Genomic DNA, 17,908 nt, shown 5'->3' on the forward strand with positions numbered 1-17,908 from the left:
ATGGAGAGCGTTTTACAGCGCCAGCAGGCGCTCAACGGACGGCGCAAAATAGTAGCCGCCGGTTACCGGGCGGGTGAAGCGCAGCATGGCGTCACGCTTGCCGTCAGTGTCACCGAACATGCTCAGCAGCTGCTGCTCAATATTGTGCAGCCGCGCGCAGTAGGCGCAGAAGTAGAGGCCGTGCGTGCCGCTTGCCGTGCCGTACGGCAGGCTCTGACGAACAATTTTGAGCCCCTTGCCGTCTTCCTTAAGGTCGACGCGGGACAGGTGCGAGGTCACCGGGCGCGCATCGCCGTCGATCTCTTCGTTGGCTTCTTTGGTGCGGCCAATCATCATCTCCTGGTCGTGCACGCTCATGCGGTTAAGCTGCTTGAGGTTGTGCTCCCAGCGCTGGACGAACACGTAGCTGCCGCCCGCGTCCACGCCGTCTTTGATGACCGCCACGTCGCGACGAACCTCTTCACCCGCCGGGTTTTCGGTGCCGTCAACGAAGCCGCTCAGATCGCGCTCTTCCACCCAGCGGAAGCCGTGAACCTCTTCCTGCACGTCGATGCTGTCGCCAAACGCTTCAACCGCCGCCTGAGCAACGGAGAAGTTCACGTCGTGGCGCAGAGAGAGGATGTGGATCAGCACGTCGTATTGGGTGGCTGGCGCCAGGCCTTTGCCATAAGGGATAAAATCCTTCAGCTCTTCCGCGCCTTCGCCGCCGCTCAGCTGACGCCAGACGTTATTGCCGAAAGCGACAACTGCACCCAGATGGGCGTCCGGGAATTTGGCCTGGAAGGTGGCCAGTTTATCAACGAAAACTTTACTGGCCGCACGCAGGGCATCCACGTCCCCTTTAACATTGGCTTCAATCCAAATCGCCGCGCGGCAATGTTCTGGCAAAATGCCACTCTGAACCTGAGACATCGCTCCTCCTGAAATAAAAATGCCACGTCAGCGTGGCATTGATGGCGGCTATTATACCCGGATTTCAGCGAGGCGGTTTGTTCAGGCGCAAATTACTGCTTCCAGTGTATTTTGCTCACTTTCCAGCTCTTCAGCGTGTCGTCAGAGGGCATCAATCCTTCCGGACCGCTCCAGGTTCCGGTGAAGACATAGCTGATGTGCTGGCTGCCTTCCGCCTTACATTCCACCGCCACGCCATCGTCTGAAGGAGCGCTGCTGCAGTTGCCAAAGGCCTGTTTATAAAGATCGCTAAACGGGGTGCCCACCTTTACGCCGCTGGCGGTCGGAATATCTTCGTCCAGCACGGCAATGCGGTTCACCGTCCCTTTATCACCGTTAATCACCAGCGCCAGCTTGTCGCCCTTCAGCGCTTCAAAGTAACGCACAATGTTGCCATTCTCGGTTTTCATCCCGCTACGCAGGCGATAGTCACTGCTCAGGGCATCCTGAATGGCGTCCTGATCGAGCGCCGTTGACGCGGTAATTTTTCCTACGCCCTGCTCGGTCACTTCGGTGGAAGAGCCAAACCAGTTCCACGGATACGCGGCGGACCAGTTAATGGAGGAGAGCGTCGAACAGCCGGTTAACGCCAGCGGGAGAGCGCATAAAAGTAAACGCAGCGATTTCATTGAAACGTCCTTTCTAATTAAATCAACGCTTGTTGGAGTGCGGCATCGGCAAAAAGTGCCGCGCTAATCTGACTCTTGCGTAAAACAGGCGCGTAAGCGGGGATTCGTCAGCAGCCACATCAGCGCCACAATATCCGCCACCACCAGCGCGATGCCGATACCGGAAAGCGGTTCACCCAGCCACCAGAGCACGGGTTGCCAGAACAGCAGCGCAATCTGGGCGAGGATCAGCAGCCAGCGAAGCGCACGCCACAGACGCGGGATTACATGCCGTCGACCACTGCACAAAAAAGCCAACACCGCCGGTACACCCGGCAGTAAGCCGAGCCAGAAGGCATCGTGGTCGGGATAAAAGAGATTCAGCAGCGTATCGCCCTGCCCGCGCGACGCACCGGCCATCACAAACAGTACCCAGGTACGGGCCTGGAGGAGCAAAACGCACCAGAATAAAAACGGCAGCCTGACGCGGCCCTGCGCGTCATAGTCAGCCGGGTGGATCTCAGTACTCTTCATCTTCGATCAGGCGCTTACCCAGCGTCAGCACGTCGGCGTGCTCGTAGCCCAGACGCTCATACATGCCCAGCACCACGTCGTTATCTTCCCGCACCATGATCTGGATTTTCGGGCAGCCGCGGGCGATGAGTTTCTTTTCCAGACGATTGAGCAGCGCGTTGGCGATGCCGCGCGCCCGGTATTCCGGGTGGACGCCCAGATAATAGGCCGAGCCGCGGTGGCCGTCGTAGCCGCCCATTACCGTCCCGACCACCTCGCCGTTCACTTCCGCGACCAGAAACAGGCTAACGTCGTGATTCACCTTACGTTCGATATCCATTTCCGGATCGTTCCACGGACGCAGCAGATCGCAGCGCTCCCAAAGGGTGATCACCTCTTCGAAATCTTCCTGGCGAAAAACGCGTATCTCCATGGTATTAACCGCCTTTTCGGGTTTAAAAACAGTGATTATGGCGTGAACGGGGCGTTTAGCCAATAACCGGGGAAAATCTCGCCAAAATTTGGCATAATGTCACTTTGTCACGTATTGAAATGAAAAGTAAAACAATTCTCAATAAGGACTGTCGTAACGGGAAACACGATACGATATAACACCAGGACCCCATTTTTCAGTATTCAGGCCGCATGAGCACATTCAAACCATTAAAAGCACTCACATCGCGTCGTCAGGTTCTCAAAGCGGGGCTGGCGGCCTTAACGTTAACGGGCATCGCTAAGCAGGTTCAGGCAAAAGACGAGAGCACGCTCAAAACCAGTAACGGACACAGCAAACCGAAAACCAAAAAGCCGGGCGCAAAGCGTCTGGTGATGCTCGATCCGGGCCACGGCGGTATTGATACCGGCGCCATCGGCAGAAACGGTTCGAAAGAAAAACACGTCGTGCTGGCAATTGCAAAAAATGTGCGATTGATTTTACGCAGCAACGGCATTGACGCCCGCCTGACGCGTACGGGCGACACGTTCATTCCGCTGTATGACCGCGTGGAAATTGCCCACAAGCACGGCGCCGACCTGTTTATGTCCATTCACGCGGATGGCTTCACAAACCCTTCCGCCGCGGGCGCGTCGGTGTTTGCCCTCTCCAACCGCGGCGCCAGTAGCGCCATGGCGAAATACCTTTCCGATCGCGAAAACCGGGCGGATGAAGTAGCCGGGAAGAAAGCCACGGATAAAGATCATCTGTTGCAGCAGGTGCTGTTCGATCTCGTGCAAACGGACACCATCAAAAACAGCCTGACGCTCGGCTCGCATATCCTCAAGCGGATTAAGCCGGTGCACCGTCTGCACAGTAAAAGCACGGAACAGGCGGCGTTTGTGGTGCTGAAGTCACCGTCCATCCCGTCCGTGCTGGTGGAAACGTCCTTTATTACCAATCCGGAAGAAGAGCGCCTGCTCGGCACCACGGCGTTTCGCCAGAAGATCGCCAACGCCATCGCCTCCGGCATTATCAGTTACTTCAACTGGTTCGATAACCAGAAAGCGCACTCCAGGAAACGCTGATGAAACCTAATGCACAGCTGGTCAAAACGTTCCTGCTGCAGCTGCAGGATGAGATTTGCCGGAAACTGGCCGCCGCAGACGGCGGTGAATTCCAGGAAGATAGCTGGCAGCGCGAAGCGGGCGGCGGCGGGCGCAGCCGCGTGCTGCGTAACGGCGGCATCTTCGAACAGGCGGGCGTGAATTTTTCCCACGTTCACGGCGACGCCATGCCCGCGTCCGCTACCGCGCACCGCCCTGAGCTGGCGGGCCGCAGCTTCGAAGCGATGGGCGTCTCGCTGGTGATCCACCCGCATAACCCGTTTGTTCCGACCAGCCACGCCAACGTCCGCTTTTTCATCGCGGAGAAGCCAGGAGCCGATCCGGTCTGGTGGTTTGGCGGCGGTTTCGACATGACGCCCTACTACGGCTTCGAAGAGGATGCCGTGCACTGGCACACCACCGCGCGGGACCTTTGCCTGCCGTTTGGCGAAGACGTTTACCCGAAATATAAAAAGTGGTGCGACGACTACTTTTATCTGAAGCACCGCGACGAGCAGCGCGGCATCGGCGGGCTGTTCTTTGACGATCTCAACACGCCGGATTTTGATACGGCATTTAGCTTTATGCGCGCGGTGGGTGAAGGGTTCACCGACGCGTACCTGCCGATTGTCGAACGCCGTAAAAACACCGACTACGGCGTGCGCGAGCGTGAGTTCCAGCTTTATCGTCGCGGGCGGTACGTGGAGTTCAACCTGGTGTGGGATCGCGGGACGCTGTTCGGCCTGCAGACCGGCGGACGCACGGAGTCGATTCTGATGTCGATGCCGCCGCTGGTGCGCTGGGAGTACAGCTACGAGCCAAAAGAAGGCAGCCCGGAGGCTGCCTTGAGTGAGTTCCTTAAAGTACGCGACTGGATTTAACTGCCGGATGGCGCTGCGCTTATCCGGCCTACTCAATCCCCAGGTCGGGTAAGCACACGCGCCCTTACAGCGGCTGCGTCTGCGCCTCAACCACCGCCAGCGCCACCATGTTCACGATACGACGCACGGAGGCAATCGGCGTTAACACGTGCACCGGTTTTGCCACGCCCATCAGCACCGGTCCTACGGTCACCCCTTCAGAGCTGGAGACGCGCAGCAGGTTGTAGCTGATACGCGCCGCTTCCACGTTCGGCATAATCAGGATGTTCGCCGATCCCTTCAGCGGGCTGTCCGGCATACGTTCGTTGCGGATGCTCTCCACCAGCGCGGCATCACCGTGCATTTCCCCGTCAATCATCAACTCCGGCGCACGCTCGCGCACCAGTTCCAGAGTCTGGCGCATTTTGCACGCCGCCGCGGATTTAGACGAACCAAAGTTTGAGTGCGACAGCAGCGCCACCTTCGGCTCAATACCAAAGCGACGCACGGTCTCGGCGGCCATCACGGTGATCTCCGCCAGCTCGTCCGGGGTTGGATCGTCGTTCACGTAGGTATCGGCAATAAAGGTGTTGCCGCTCGGCAGCAGCAGCGCGTTCATCGCCCCGGCGGTGTGCACGCCGTCGCGATAGCCAAAGATCTCCTGCACCACGCTAAAGTGCTCGTGGTAATCGCCGATGGTGCCGCAGATCAGCGCATCCGCTTCGCCGCGATGGACCATGATCGCGCCGATAACCGTAGTATTGCTGATCACCGCCCGCTGCGCCTGCTCCTGGGTGATCCCGCGACGCTTCATGATCGCGTAATATTCGTTCCAGTACTCCTTGAAGCGCGGATCGGATTCGTTGTTAACGATCTCGAAGTCCACGCCCGGCTTAATCTGCAGGCCCAGCTTCTGAATGCGCATCTCGATCACGCTCGGACGACCAATCAGGATCGGCTTCGCCAGCCCTAAGGTGATCAGCTCCTGCGTGGCGTGCAGCACGCGCGCCTCTTCCCCTTCCGCCAGCACCACGCGCTTCGCGTCTGCGCGAGCCTGAGAGAAGATAGGCTTCATAAACAGGTTGGTTTTGTAGACAAACTCGGTGAGTTTATCGACGTACGCGTCGAAATCCTGAATCGGACGCGTCGCCACGCCGGAGTTCATCGCCGCTTTGGCAACGGCTGGCGCAATTTTGACAATCAGGCGCGGATCGAACGGTTTTGGAATGATGTAGTCCGGGCCAAAGCTCAGATCTTGATCCCCGTACGCGGAGGCGACCACTTCGCTCTGCTCAGCGTGCGCCAGCTCGGCGATGGCGTGAACGGCGGCCAGCTTCATCTCTTCGTTGATCGCCGTTGCGCCAACGTCCAGCGCCCCGCGGAAGATGAACGGGAAGCAGAGCACGTTGTTCACCTGGTTCGGGTAGTCCGAACGGCCGGTACAGATAATGGCGTCTTCGCGCACCGCTTTCGCCAGCGGCGGCAGGATTTCCGGTTCCGGGTTCGCCAGCGCCAGGATCATCGGCGCGCGTGCCATTTTCTGCACCATTTCCTGGGTCAGCACTTTCGGGCCTGAACAGCCGAGGAAGATATCCGCGCCGTCAATCACGTCCTCAAGCGTGCGCTTGCCGTCATCTTCCACGGCATACGCCGCTTTGGTTTCCGCCATGTTCGGCTCGCGGTCTTTGTAGATAACGCCCTTAGAGTCGCAGACCACGATATTGTGTTTCTGCATGCCCAACGCCACCAGCAGGTTCATACAGGCGATGGCCGCCGCGCCCGCGCCGGAGACCACCATGCGCACGTCAGACAGATTTTTCTCCACCACGCGCAGGCCGTTGAGAATGGCAGCGGTGCTGATAATCGCCGTGCCGTGCTGGTCGTCATGGAACACGGGAATGTTCATACGCTCGCGCAACTTCTGCTCGATATAGAAACATTCCGGCGCTTTGATGTCTTCCAGGTTGATCCCGCCGAAGGTCGGCTCCAGCGCGGCCACCACGTTGATGAACTTATCGGGATCGAGTTCGTCCACTTCGATATCGAACACGTCGATACCGGCGAATTTCTTAAACAGTACGCCCTTCCCTTCCATCACCGGTTTACCGGCCAGGGCACCAATGTTACCCAGGCCCAGCACCGCCGTACCGTTAGAGATAACGGCGACAAGGTTGCCGCGCGCGGTGTATTTGTAGGCCGCCAGCGGATCTTTTTCGATCTCCAGACACGGCGCAGCCACGCCCGGCGAGTAGGCCAGCGCCAGATCGCGCTGGGTCGCCAGCGGCTTGGTTGGGGAGACCTGAATTTTACCGGGGACAGGGAACTCGTGAAAATCGAGGGCACTCTGTTTTAACTGATCGTCCATCTTGTTATTCCTTTTACGTATCGGTCAGATAGTATCGCCGCTGAGCAGCGCATAAACTTTGAAGGCTGCCAAACTCTCACCATCACACATTAAAAATTGTTATCAATTTATAACAGCCATGTTACCCGTCTCAAAAGCAATGCCTGCCCCGTCTGCTATGCTTTTTTGTTAAGTCCATCATGATTTTCTCAGAAGTGTGAACTAACGCACTCATCTAACTCTTTTATTTCCAAGGAGTAATTATTTATGAACCAGCTAGACGGCATCAAACAATTCACCACCGTGGTTGCAGACAGCGGCGATATCGAGTCGATTCGCCACTATCAGCCAGAGGACGCGACCACCAACCCTTCGCTGCTTCTGAAAGCGGCGGGGCTTGCCCACTTTAGTCATCTGATTGACGACGCGATTACCTACGGTAAACAGCGCGGGAAAACGCAGGAGCAGCAGGTTGCTGAAGCCAGCGACAAGCTGGCGGTTAATTTTGGTGCGGAAATTCTGAAAAGCATTCCGGGGCGCGTGTCGACCGAAGTAGATGCCCGCCTCTCATTCGATCAGGAAAAGAGTATTAACAAAGCGCGCCGCCTGGTGGAGCTCTACCAGGAACAGGGGATCGATAAGTCACGCATTCTGATCAAGCTCGCGTCCACATGGGAAGGCATCCGCGCGGCAGAGGTTCTGGAAAAAGAGGGGATCCACTGCAACCTGACGCTGCTGTTCTCCTTTGCTCAGGCGCGCGCCTGTGCCGAAGCGGGCGTGTTCCTGATCTCGCCGTTTGTCGGGCGCATCTACGACTGGTATCAGGCGAAACAGCCGATGGACCCGTACGTGGTGGAAGAGGATCCGGGCGTGAAGTCGGTGCGTAATATCTACGATTATTACAAGCAGCACCGCTACGAAACCATCGTGATGGGTGCCAGCTTCCGCCGCACCGAGCAGATCCTGGCGCTCGCAGGGTGCGACCGTCTGACTATCTCCCCTGATCTGCTGAAAAAGCTGCAGGAGAGCGACGAAACGGTGATCCGCAAGCTGGTGCCGACCTCTACCGTACTGCCAAAACCGAAAGCCATGACCGAAGCGGAGTTCCGCTGGGAGCATAATCAGGACCCTATGGCCGTGGAAAAACTGGCGGACGGCATCCGCCAGTTCGCCGTCGACCAGCGAAAACTCGAAGATCTTCTCGCCGCCAAACTTTAACCTTGCCACGGAGTGAACTATGTCCCGTAAAGAGCTCGCTAACGCCATTCGCGCCCTCAGCATGGATGCCGTACAAAAAGCCAATTCCGGCCACCCTGGCGCCCCGATGGGGATGGCCGATATTGCCGAAGTGCTGTGGAACGACTTCCTGAAGCACAACCCCACTGACCCAACCTGGTACGACCGCGACCGTTTTATTCTCTCCAACGGCCACGCCTCGATGCTGCTCTACAGCCTGCTGCACCTTTCTGGCTACGATCTGCCGCTTGAGGAGTTAAAAAACTTCCGCCAGCTGCACTCCAAAACGCCGGGCCACCCGGAGATCGGCTATACACCGGGCGTGGAAACGACCACCGGCCCGCTGGGCCAGGGGCTGGCGAATGCCGTCGGCCTGGCAATTGCCGAGCGTACGCTGGCCGCGCAGTTCAACCAGCCCGACCACGAGATTGTCGATCACTACACCTATGTCTTTATGGGCGACGGCTGCCTGATGGAGGGGATCTCCCACGAGGTCTGCTCGCTGGCGGGCACGCTGGGGCTCGGCAAGCTGATTGGCTTCTATGACCACAACGGCATCTCCATCGACGGGGAAACCGAGGGCTGGTTTACCGATGACACGGCAAAACGCTTTGAGGCCTATCACTGGCATGTGGTGCACGAGATTGACGGCCACGATCCTGAAGCGGTGAAAAAAGCGATTCAGGAAGCGCAGAGCGTGAAGGACAAACCGTCCCTGATTATCTGCCGTACCACCATTGGCTTCGGCTCGCCGAACAAAGCGGGCAAAGAAGAGGCGCACGGCGCGGCGCTGGGCGAAGAGGAAGTGGCGTTAACCCGCCAGAAACTGGGCTGGAAATATCCGCCGTTTGAGATCCCGAAAGAGATCTACAGAGCATGGGATGCGCGCGAAGCGGGTGAAAAAGCGCAGCAGGCCTGGAACGAAAAATTTGCCGCCTACAAAAAAGCGCACCCGGAGCTGGCCGCCGAGTTTTCCCGCCGCATGAGCGGCGGCCTGCCGGAAGACTGGGACGATAAAACCCAGGCGCTGATAGAAAATCTGCAGTCCAACCCGGCGAAAATCGCTACCCGTAAGGCGTCGCAAAATACCCTGAACGCGATTGGCCCTCTCCTGCCTGAGCTGCTCGGCGGCTCGGCGGATCTGGCGCCAAGCAACCTGACCATCTGGTCAGGCTCTAAATCCCTGAAGGAAGACATTGCCGGGAACTACATCCACTACGGCGTGCGCGAGTTCGGGATGACCGCGATTGCCAACGGCATCGCCCATCACGGCGGCTTCGTGCCTTACACCGCCACCTTCCTGATGTTCGTCGAGTACGCCCGAAACGCGGCGCGTATGGCGGCGCTGATGAAGGCCCGGCAGATTATGGTCTACACCCATGACTCCATCGGGCTGGGTGAGGATGGTCCGACGCACCAGGCGGTAGAGCAGCTGGCGAGCCTGCGCTTAACGCCAAACTTCAGCACCTGGCGTCCGTGCGACCAGGTGGAAGCCGCGGTGGGCTGGAAGCTGGCCGTTGAGCGTCATAACGGACCTACGGCGCTGATCCTGTCGCGCCAGAACCTGGCGCAGATCGAGCGCACGCCGGAGCAGGTAAAAAACATCGCCCGCGGCGGCTATATTCTCAAGGACAGCGGCGGTAAGCCGGACGTGATCCTGATTGCCACCGGTTCCGAGGTGGAAATCACGGTGAAAGCGGCGGAGAAGCTGACCGCCGAAGGTCACGCGGTGCGCGTGGTATCTCTGCCTTCAACGGATATTTTTGACGCGCAGGACGAGGCGTATCGGGAATCGGTGCTGCCTTCCAGCGTTGCGGCGCGCGTGGCGGTGGAAGCGGGTATTGCCGACTACTGGTATAAGTACGTGGGGCTGAAAGGGGCAATTGTGGGCATGCGGGGTTACGGTGAATCCGCTCCTGCCGACAAACTATTCCCGTATTTCGGCTTTACCGTTGAGAACGTGGTGGAGAAAGCGCTGAGCGTGTTGTAGTGCGACAGCGCCATCCGGCAAAACTAGCGAGTGATCCACAGCGTGGGCCAGGCGTCTGGCCCATTCCAGCTATCACAGCTTGGCTCTTCCGCGTAGCGCACCAGGCGGAAGCGCTGGCCATCAAAACGCCAGCGCGTCTGGATCCCGCAGTCTCCAATACCGCGTCCCAGCGCCAGCGTCGTCAACTCGCGCGTTTTCTCATCAAAGCGGGCGTTCATCAGCTCCATGTCGCTGCTCTGGCTGGAGGGGGTGAACGGCAGACGTAACCTGACGCTACGGGCGGCGAACGGTTTTTTACGTGAGACCTGCCACGCCAGATCGACCGTGTTATAGGCCCCCGCTTCACAGCTGACGATCAACAGCGCTTTGTCATCCGTTAATGCAGTGACGCGTACTTCACGACGGTTAGGATCCAGCGAGCACTGGCTGTTGTTCATCCGCCACGTCCCATAATCCAGCAGATCGTTCAGCTCGCTATGCGTCAGCGGCGTCGGCGTCGGGTTCACCACGGCCACCTTTTTTAATGCCGGTGCTGGAGGCACGCTCAGCGGCGGGCTATCTCCTTTTTTAATCCATGCCGTTTCGCTGCCCACGCGCTTCTGCTGGGCGTCGATAAACAACAGCGCCGCCTTCAGACCGACCAGCGAGATCGTCTGCTTCCCCCCGCGCAGGGTCAGCGCCTGCCCTTCCTGAATGTTTTTCAGAAACGTGGTGATGGTACCCGCATCTTCAGTTTTGAGATGCCAGGGGGTTAACTGCCAGTGCTGCGAATTGAGCTTTAACGGAACGTTGTCGAGCAGCAGGCGCGGGGCAATGTCAGGCTCTTTAACCGGCGGGGCCGAAAGCCCGCCGAGATCGATGCGCAGGCTGGCGTCCGTTTTCGCGCCTGCGCTACGGCTCAGCGTCATGACCAGACCGCGATGCTCGCCGGTATTCCGGGCAACACAAAAATTCTGGTTATTGCAGGTAACCTGCCAGTCTGAAAAAGACTGCTGCGCGGGCGCAGCCCACACCAGAGGTGCGGGTAGCACGCAGAAAAAGAAGAAAAGCAAAACGCAGTAGCGCATGAATGGCACAGCCCCGGAAACGAAAAGGTCAATCTGGGGCGTATCTTCGTGCCCAGGGCGGGCGGGCTCAATCGGATTTATCGGATAGATTTATCTGAAATACACGTTATCACGGCATCGGTTTAGGATTCATTAAGCCGCTGGTTTGCAGATACTGCAACAGGATCACCGCTTTACCGTCGCGGATCTCGCCGCTTTTCACCATCTCAACGGCCTGGGTGAAAGGCATTTCCAGCACTTCAATGTCTTCATCCTCCACGCCGCCGCCGCGATGCGTGCGCTGGGCATCGGTGTATTCCGCAATGAAGAAATGGACCAGCTCGGTCACCCCGCCAGGGGACATAAAAAGCTCAAAGACTTTTTGCACCTCGCCCACTTCAAAACCGGTCTCCTCAACGGCCTCCTTGCGGATGCAGACTTCCGGCTCATCGTCATCAAGCAGGCCGGCGCAGGTTTCAATCAGGCGTCCGTCCGCATTGCCGTTGACCCAGGTCGCGACCCGAAACTGGCGAATCAGCACCACGCTTTGCTTTTCACGGTTATACAGCAGAATGGTTGCGCCATTGCCCCGGTCGTAGACTTCGCGTTTGTGGCGAATCACGTCACCGTTCTTACGGGTTAAATCGTAAGTGATGTTACGCAGGACAAAGTAATTTTCAGAAAGGATTTTGTCTTTGATAACGGTAATGTTCAGGGACATACGGGCTCCACGGCTAAATGAGTCTGTTTATACTACCCCGTGAAGCCCGCTTTGTCGTCCGTCGGCTCAGGCGGCGCGTTACTTCTCGCCAGATTTCAGGTTAATGCCCAAAGCGGCTTTTGGATCAATAACCTTATCTTTAGTATGAATAAGCTATTTGCTCGCCACCGCGTTATCAGGCAATGTACAACTGCCCATGACCTGTGGCTGAGCCATTTTATGCAGAGATCCGTTCCGTGACCGTTAAACGCCCCGTTTCCGGAAGCCTTGCCTGGGCTTTCTTTTCGATCATTGCCCTGTCCGTGCTGACCAGCACCGTCGCGCTGCTGACGCTTGCCAGCAGCCAGCGTGACGCCGAAGCTATCAACATTGCGGGCTCGCTGCGCATGCAGAGCTACCGCCTCGGCTACGAGATGCAGCGCAACAGCCCCTCCCTTATGGCGCATCGTGAGAACTGGCAGCGAACGTTAAGCGCGCCTTCCCTGGAGAAGCTGAACCGCTGGTACGTCCCGGACAACGTCAAGGCGCGCTATCAGCAGCTGCATGTGGCCTGGCTGGACATGGACAAGCACATCGCCCGCGGCGACAGCGCATGGTATGACGCTCACATTGAGGATTTTGTCGGCCGCATTGATGCCTTTGTGCTCGCCCTCCAGCACTACACCGAAAATAAAATCCAGACGGTGACCCTCCTCTCTCTGGCTGGCGCGCTCGGGATCCTGCTGCTGACGCTGTTTACCCTGCGGCGCATCCGTCGCCAGGTGGTGTTGCCGCTGAACAACCTGGTGGCCGCCAGCGAACGCATTGAGCGAGGGGAATTTACCACCCCGGCGCCGGACACCGCGCTCCCCAACGAGCTGGGCCAGCTCTCCCGCGCCTTCAACCATATGTCGGGCGAGCTACATACTCTCTATCGGTCGCTCGAAGCCTCCGTCGCGGAAAAGACGCGGCATTTGCATGAAGCCCACCAGCAGCTCGACATGCTGTTCAAATGCTCCCAGGCGCTGAATACCGGGCAGATAGACAGCCTGTGCTTCCGGCATATTTTGCAGATTGTGCATGAATACACGCAGATGAATTACCTGGAGCTACGCACCAGCGACGACTGGCGGCTGTGTGAAGGAACAGAGGTGAGCGGCATTTCTCTGCAAACCCTGCCGGTGCTGATGCAGGATACCCTCTACGGCGAGCTGCGCTGGCAAAGCGAGACGGGCAGCGTTCCTCTTCCGCTGATGAGAAGCGTGGCGACCATGCTCGGACGTGGGCTGTACTTTAACCAGGCGCAGAAGCATTACCAGCAGCTGCTGCTGATGGAGGAGCGCGCCACCATCGCCCGCGAGCTGCATGATTCGCTGGCGCAGGTACTCTCCTATCTGCGGATCCAGCTCACGCTGCTTAAACACGCCGTGCCGGCGGAAAATGCCTCCGCGCAGACGATCATCACCGACTTCTCCCGCGAGCTGAACAACGCCTGGCAGCAGCTGCGCGAGCTGCTGACCACCTTCCGCCTGACGCTAAACCATGCGAATTTACCCGCGGCGCTGCAGGAGTCCCTCGATGCCCTGCAGAGCCAGACGCAGGCGAAGCTGCACCTCGACTGCCGCCTCTCCACCCTGGCGCTTGACGCGCAGAAGCAGGTGCATTTGCTGCAGATCGTGCGGGAGGCCGTCCTGAATGCGATTAAGCACGCGCAGGCCAGCGAGATCACCGTCAGCTGCGTGACCGCCGTGGACGGCACGCACAGCGTCAGCATTCGCGACAACGGCATCGGGATTGGCGAGGCCAGCGAGCCGCCGGGACACTACGGGCTGAACATTATGCGAGAACGCGCGCAACGGCTCGGCGGAATGCTGCACTTCTCGCAGCCGCAAAACGGCGGCACGCAGGTCAGCGTGACGTTCCCCGCACCCGCGCCGTTAACAGGTAAATAATGGTAAAGGGGGAAGCGCCGGGAAAAGCGCATGATAATTTACATTATCTCCTTTATTTCTCCACGTTTGGCCTGGGCCTTACCGCTAAAGTGATGCGGGCAATAAACAATAATGACGTGCAGCAAAACGAGGTCACACTTTCATGGCGAATTTTTTCATCGATCGCCCCATTTTTGCCTGGGTGCTTGCCATCCTGTTGTGTCTGACAGGTGTCCTGGCGATTACTTCTCTTCCCGTTGAGCAATATCCCGATCTGGCACCGCCTAACGTGCGTGTCACAGCAAACTACCCCGGCGCGTCCGCACAAACGCTGGAAAATACCGTGACGCAGGTTATCGAGCAGAACATGACGGGTCTCGATAACCTGATGTACATGTCCTCCCAAAGCAGCGCCACGGGACAGGCCACGGTTACCCTGAGCTTTGAGGCGGGCACCGACCCGGACGAAGCGGTACAGCAGGTACAAAACCAGCTGCAGTCGGCCATGCGTAAATTGCCCCAGGCCGTGCAGAACCAGGGCGTCACCGTGCGTAAAACCGGTGATACCAACATTCTGACCATCGCGTTTGTCTCCACCGATGGCTCAATGGATAAACAGGACATTGCGGACTACGTCGCCAGTAATATTCAGGACCCGCTCAGCCGTATTAACGGCGTGGGGGATATCGACGCCTATGGCTCACAGTACTCGATGCGTATCTGGCTCGATCCCAACAAGCTGAACAGCTATCAGATGACGGCGACCGACGTGACGGACGCCATCAAAGCACAGAACGCCCAAATTGCCGTGGGGCAACTGGGAGGCACGCCTTCCGTCGATAAACAGGCCCTGAACGCCACCATTAATTCGCAATCTCTGCTTCAGACCCCGGACCAGTTCCGCAACATCACCCTGCGCGTGAATCAGGATGGCTCAGAAGTGCGTCTGGGCGACGTTGCTAAGGTGGAAATGGGTGCGGAGAAATACGATTACCTGAGCCGCTTTAACGGCAACCCGGCTTCTGGACTGGGAATTAAGCTGGCCTCCGGCGCAAATGAAATGGCGACGGCGAAGCTGGTATTGGACCGTCTGGACGAACTGTCGCAGTATTTCCCGCACGGGCTGGAGTACAAGGTCGCCTATGAAACCACCTCCTTCGTTAAAGCCTCGATTGAGGACGTAGTCAAAACCCTGCTGGAAGCGATCGCCCTGGTGTTCCTGGTCATGTACCTGTTCCTGCAAAACTTCCGCGCCACGCTGATCCCCACCATTGCCGTCCCGGTGGTGCTGCTGGGCACCTTTGCGGTGCTTTACGCGTTCGGCTACAGCATCAACACCCTGACGATGTTTGCCATGGTGCTGGCGATTGGCCTGCTGGTGGACGATGCCATCGTGGTGGTCGAAAACGTCGAGCGCATCATGAGCGAAGAGGGGCTTTCCCCGCGTCAGGCGACGCGTAAATCGATGGGACAAATTCAGGGGGCGTTGGTCGGTATCGCGATGGTGCTGTCGGCGGTCTTTATCCCGATGGCCTTCTTTGGCGGTACAACCGGGGCGATTTACCGTCAGTTCTCAATTACCATCGTCTCGGCGATGGTGCTCTCCGTGCTGGTGGCGCTGATCCTCACTCCCGCGCTCTGCGCCACCCTCCTTAAGCCGCTGCACAAAGGGGAACATCACGGCCAGAAAGGGTTCTTCGGCTGGTTTAACCGCATGTTCAACCGCAACGCCGAGCGGTATGAATCTGCCGTCGGCAAAGTGCTACACCGCAGCCTGCGCTGGATGATGATTTACGTTGTGCTGCTGGGCGGCATGGTGTGGCTGTTCTTGCATCTTCCCACCTCGTTCCTGCCGCAGGAGGACCGGGGGATGTTCATCACCTCGGTGCAGCTCCCGAGCGGATCCACCCAGCAGCAGACACTGAAGGTGGTTCAGAACGTTGAGCAGTACTTCTTCACCAAAGAGAAAAATAACGTTGTTTCGGTCTTCTCTACCGTCGGCTCCGGCCCGGGCGGGAACGGGCAGAACGTCGCCCGCATGTTTGTCCGCCTGAAAGACTGGGACGAACGCGATGCCAGAACGGGAACCTCGTTCGCCATCATCGAACGCGCGACCAAAGCGTTTGCCCGCATTAAAGAGGCGCGCGTCTTTGCCAGCAGCCCGCCCGCGATCAGCGGCCTGGGCAGTTCCGCCGGGTTTGATATGGAGCTGCAGGATCACGCCGGCGCGGGCCACTCGGCTCTGATGGCCGCGCGCGATAAGCTGCTAGAACTAGCAGGGAAAGATCCCGGCCTGACCCGCGTTCGTCACAACGGTCTTGACGACAGCCCGCAGCTTCAGGTGGATATCGACCAGCGTAAGGCGCAGGCGCTGGGCGTGTCGATCGAGGATATCAACGACACCCTGCAAACCGCATGGGGCTCAAGCTACGTAAATGACTTTATGGATCGCGGCCGCGTGAAAAAAGTGTATGTCCAGGCAGCCGCGCCGTTCCGCATGTTGCCGGATGATATTAATCGCTGGTTTGTACGTAATAATTCTGGCGGGATGGTCCCCTTCTCCGCCTTTGCCACCTCGCGCTGGGAGAGCGGTTCGCCGCGTCTGGAGCGCTATAACGGCTATTCTGCGGTTGAGATCGTCGGGGAAGCCGCGCCGGGCGTCAGCACCGGTACCGCCATGGATACCATGGAAAAACTGGTGCAGCAGTTGCCCGCCGGTTTTGGTCTGGAATGGACGGCCATGTCTTACCAGGAACGCCTCTCCGGGGCGCAGGCCCCTGCCCTCTATGCGCTTTCTTTGCTGGTGGTCTTCCTCTGCCTTGCCGCGCTGTATGAGAGCTGGTCGGTTCCGTTCTCGGTCATGCTGGTGGTGCCGCTTGGGGTTATCGGTGCGCTGCTGGCGACCTGGATGCGCGGCCTGGAGAACGACGTTTACTTCCAGGTGGGGCTACTTACGGTGATCGGCTTGTCGGCGAAAAACGCCATTCTGATCGTTGAGTTTGCCAACGAGATGAATGCCAAAGGCCACGAGCTGATGGCCGCCACGCTGCACGCCTGCCGCCAGCGCCTACGTCCGATCCTGATGACCTCACTGGCGTTTATTTTTGGCGTACTGCCGATGGCAACCAGCACGGGTGCAGGCTCAAGCAGCCAGCATGCGGTGGGTACCGGCGTCATGGGTGGGATGATTTCGGCCACCATCCTGGCGATTTATTTTGTGCCGCTGTTCTTTGTGCTGGTGCGTCGTCGCTTCCCGCTCCGGGAGCGACAGGAATAACCCGCAGTCATAAAAAAGGCGGCTTAATCGGCCGCCTTTTTATTGTGTGATTAATTCACACTATGGTTATTTTACTTATTTTAGTGCTCTTGCAATTCTTACTGAATGTCATTTACGAAGCATGCCTTCGATAAAATCTTTCCAGTTCCCCAGTTCACGTTCAATCATAACAACCTCTCTTATTATTATGCGCATTCTACGAAAACGTATCATCATTGTGAAGACTGTTTAACCAATCGCTGTGATTGTACCCCGCCACCGTTGGGGATTTATGATAAATATGAACGGAGGAGTTTAAATTTTGTGTGACGGCCAGCAATATTTTGAAATAGCCCTACGAACGGGTGAGTTTTATTTTACGCGCTGAGTTTATTCAGAATTTAAACACGGTGGACATCTATGCTTAAATGGTGAAAGTATATTCAGCGTACAAGTGTGAGTTGAATTAAGAAGAAGTGTAAATCCAGAGCATTCCTGAGTGTGTTATATTCCACCTAAAGATATATCTTCGAATTTACTGAACGTTTAATCGCCATAAGAGCAAAAGGATTCAACATGGTTGTGATGTACGGCATTAAAAATTGCGACACCATCAAAAAAGCACGCCGCTGGCTGGAAACTAATAACGTCGAGTACCGCTTCCACGATTATCGTGCCGACGGGCTTGATGCAGAATTTCTGCATACCGCCATTAACGAACTGGGATGGGAAGCGCTGCTGAACACCCGCGGCACCACCTGGCGTAAGCTGGACGAATCCGTGCGCGCCAGCATCGTTGACGCCGACAGCGCGGCAAAGTTGATGCTCGACATGCCGGCAATTATCAAACGCCCATTGCTCTGCAAGCCAGGTCAGCCTATGCTGCTGGGTTTCAGTGAAACCCTTTATTCTGACTTTTTCGTAGAGGTGTAGT

15 protein-coding genes are annotated in these 17,908 nt (G+C 57.6%); 7 read left to right on the plus strand and 8 right to left on the minus strand.

What is annotated here, in order from left to right; translation table 11 throughout:
* Positions 1-12: 12 nt before the first annotated feature.
* From IM284_RS08530 to IM284_RS08545, 4 genes are all read right to left on the minus strand, one after another.
* Complete coding sequence (locus tag IM284_RS08530; RefSeq protein ID WP_047368060.1) at positions 13-912, minus strand: Dyp-type peroxidase; 900 nt, start codon at positions 910-912, stop codon at positions 13-15.
* 92 nt (positions 913-1,004) lie between these two features.
* Positions 1,005-1,580 (minus strand): RpoE-regulated lipoprotein, encoded by a 576-nt coding sequence (locus tag IM284_RS08535; RefSeq protein WP_047368061.1) that lies wholly within the window; start codon positions 1,578-1,580, stop codon positions 1,005-1,007.
* A 63-nt stretch (positions 1,581-1,643) separates the two neighbouring features.
* Entirely contained in the window at positions 1,644-2,093 is a 450-nt protein-coding gene (locus tag IM284_RS08540) for a DUF2919 domain-containing protein (protein ID WP_047368062.1), read from the minus strand.
* Positions 2,080-2,505: a GNAT family acetyltransferase gene (locus tag IM284_RS08545; RefSeq protein WP_003861292.1), complete on the minus strand. Its 426-nt coding sequence runs from the start codon at positions 2,503-2,505 to the stop codon at positions 2,080-2,082. The genes IM284_RS08540 and IM284_RS08545 overlap by 14 nt, the downstream gene beginning before the upstream one ends.
* A gap of 212 nt (positions 2,506-2,717) precedes the next feature.
* On the opposite strand from IM284_RS08545, the gene amiA reads away from it, so the two are divergent.
* Both amiA and hemF read left to right on the plus strand, forming a co-directional pair.
* The gene (gene amiA, locus IM284_RS08550) at positions 2,718-3,593 is read left to right on the plus strand and encodes an N-acetylmuramoyl-L-alanine amidase AmiA (RefSeq protein ID WP_193055772.1); all 876 of its coding nucleotides are present in this window, start codon (positions 2,718-2,720) and stop codon (positions 3,591-3,593) included.
* Entirely contained in the window at positions 3,593-4,492 is a 900-nt protein-coding gene (gene hemF / locus IM284_RS08555) for an oxygen-dependent coproporphyrinogen oxidase (protein ID WP_047368064.1), read from the plus strand. The genes amiA and hemF overlap by 1 nt, the downstream gene beginning before the upstream one ends.
* A gap of 64 nt (positions 4,493-4,556) precedes the next feature.
* Here the strand turns inward: hemF and maeB are convergent, their stop codons facing one another.
* Complete coding sequence (maeB, locus tag IM284_RS08560) at positions 4,557-6,836, minus strand: NADP-dependent oxaloacetate-decarboxylating malate dehydrogenase (RefSeq protein WP_047368065.1); 2,280 nt, start codon at positions 6,834-6,836, stop codon at positions 4,557-4,559.
* A gap of 246 nt (positions 6,837-7,082) precedes the next feature.
* Between maeB and tal the strand changes: the two genes are divergently transcribed.
* Together tal and tkt are read left to right on the plus strand one after the other, a co-directional pair.
* Positions 7,083-8,033, plus strand: coding sequence for a transaldolase (tal, locus tag IM284_RS08565; RefSeq protein ID WP_047368066.1), 951 nt, complete (start codon positions 7,083-7,085; stop codon positions 8,031-8,033).
* A 19-nt stretch (positions 8,034-8,052) separates the two neighbouring features.
* On the plus strand, positions 8,053-10,041 hold the full coding sequence (gene tkt / locus IM284_RS08570) for a transketolase (RefSeq protein ID WP_028014010.1): 1,989 nt from the start codon (positions 8,053-8,055) through the stop codon (positions 10,039-10,041).
* Positions 10,042-10,064: 23 nt separating this feature from the next.
* On the opposite strand, the gene IM284_RS08575 is transcribed toward tkt, so the two are convergent.
* A complete protein-coding gene (locus IM284_RS08575) occupies positions 10,065-11,108 on the minus strand; it encodes a DUF1176 domain-containing protein (protein WP_047368067.1) in 1,044 nt (347 codons plus the stop codon).
* 109 nt (positions 11,109-11,217) lie between these two features.
* Entirely contained in the window at positions 11,218-11,808 is a 591-nt protein-coding gene (nudK, locus tag IM284_RS08580; RefSeq protein ID WP_047364146.1) for a GDP-mannose pyrophosphatase NudK, read from the minus strand.
* A gap of 236 nt (positions 11,809-12,044) precedes the next feature.
* Here nudK and narQ point away from each other — a divergent pair, with 236 nt between their 5' ends.
* Positions 12,045-13,739 (plus strand): nitrate/nitrite two-component system sensor histidine kinase NarQ, encoded by a 1,695-nt coding sequence (gene narQ, locus IM284_RS08585; RefSeq protein ID WP_028014013.1) that lies wholly within the window; start codon positions 12,045-12,047, stop codon positions 13,737-13,739.
* Between the two features lie 142 nt (positions 13,740-13,881).
* Entirely contained in the window at positions 13,882-16,995 is a 3,114-nt protein-coding gene (gene acrD, locus IM284_RS08590; RefSeq protein WP_048999955.1) for a multidrug efflux RND transporter permease AcrD, read from the plus strand.
* 108 nt (positions 16,996-17,103) lie between these two features.
* On the opposite strand, the gene ypfM is transcribed toward acrD, so the two are convergent.
* A complete protein-coding gene (gene ypfM / locus IM284_RS08595; RefSeq protein WP_015572204.1) occupies positions 17,104-17,163 on the minus strand; it encodes a protein YpfM in 60 nt (19 codons plus the stop codon).
* A gap of 387 nt (positions 17,164-17,550) precedes the next feature.
* Between ypfM and IM284_RS08600 the strand changes: the two genes are divergently transcribed.
* Positions 17,551-17,907: an ArsC family reductase gene (locus IM284_RS08600; RefSeq protein ID WP_045261161.1), complete on the plus strand. Its 357-nt coding sequence runs from the start codon at positions 17,551-17,553 to the stop codon at positions 17,905-17,907.
* The last annotated feature ends 1 nt before the right edge of the window (position 17,908 follow it).

Source organism: Enterobacter cloacae complex sp. P12RS, from assembly GCF_014895875.1.
GTDB lineage: Bacteria > Pseudomonadota > Gammaproteobacteria > Enterobacterales > Enterobacteriaceae > Enterobacter > Enterobacter bugandensis.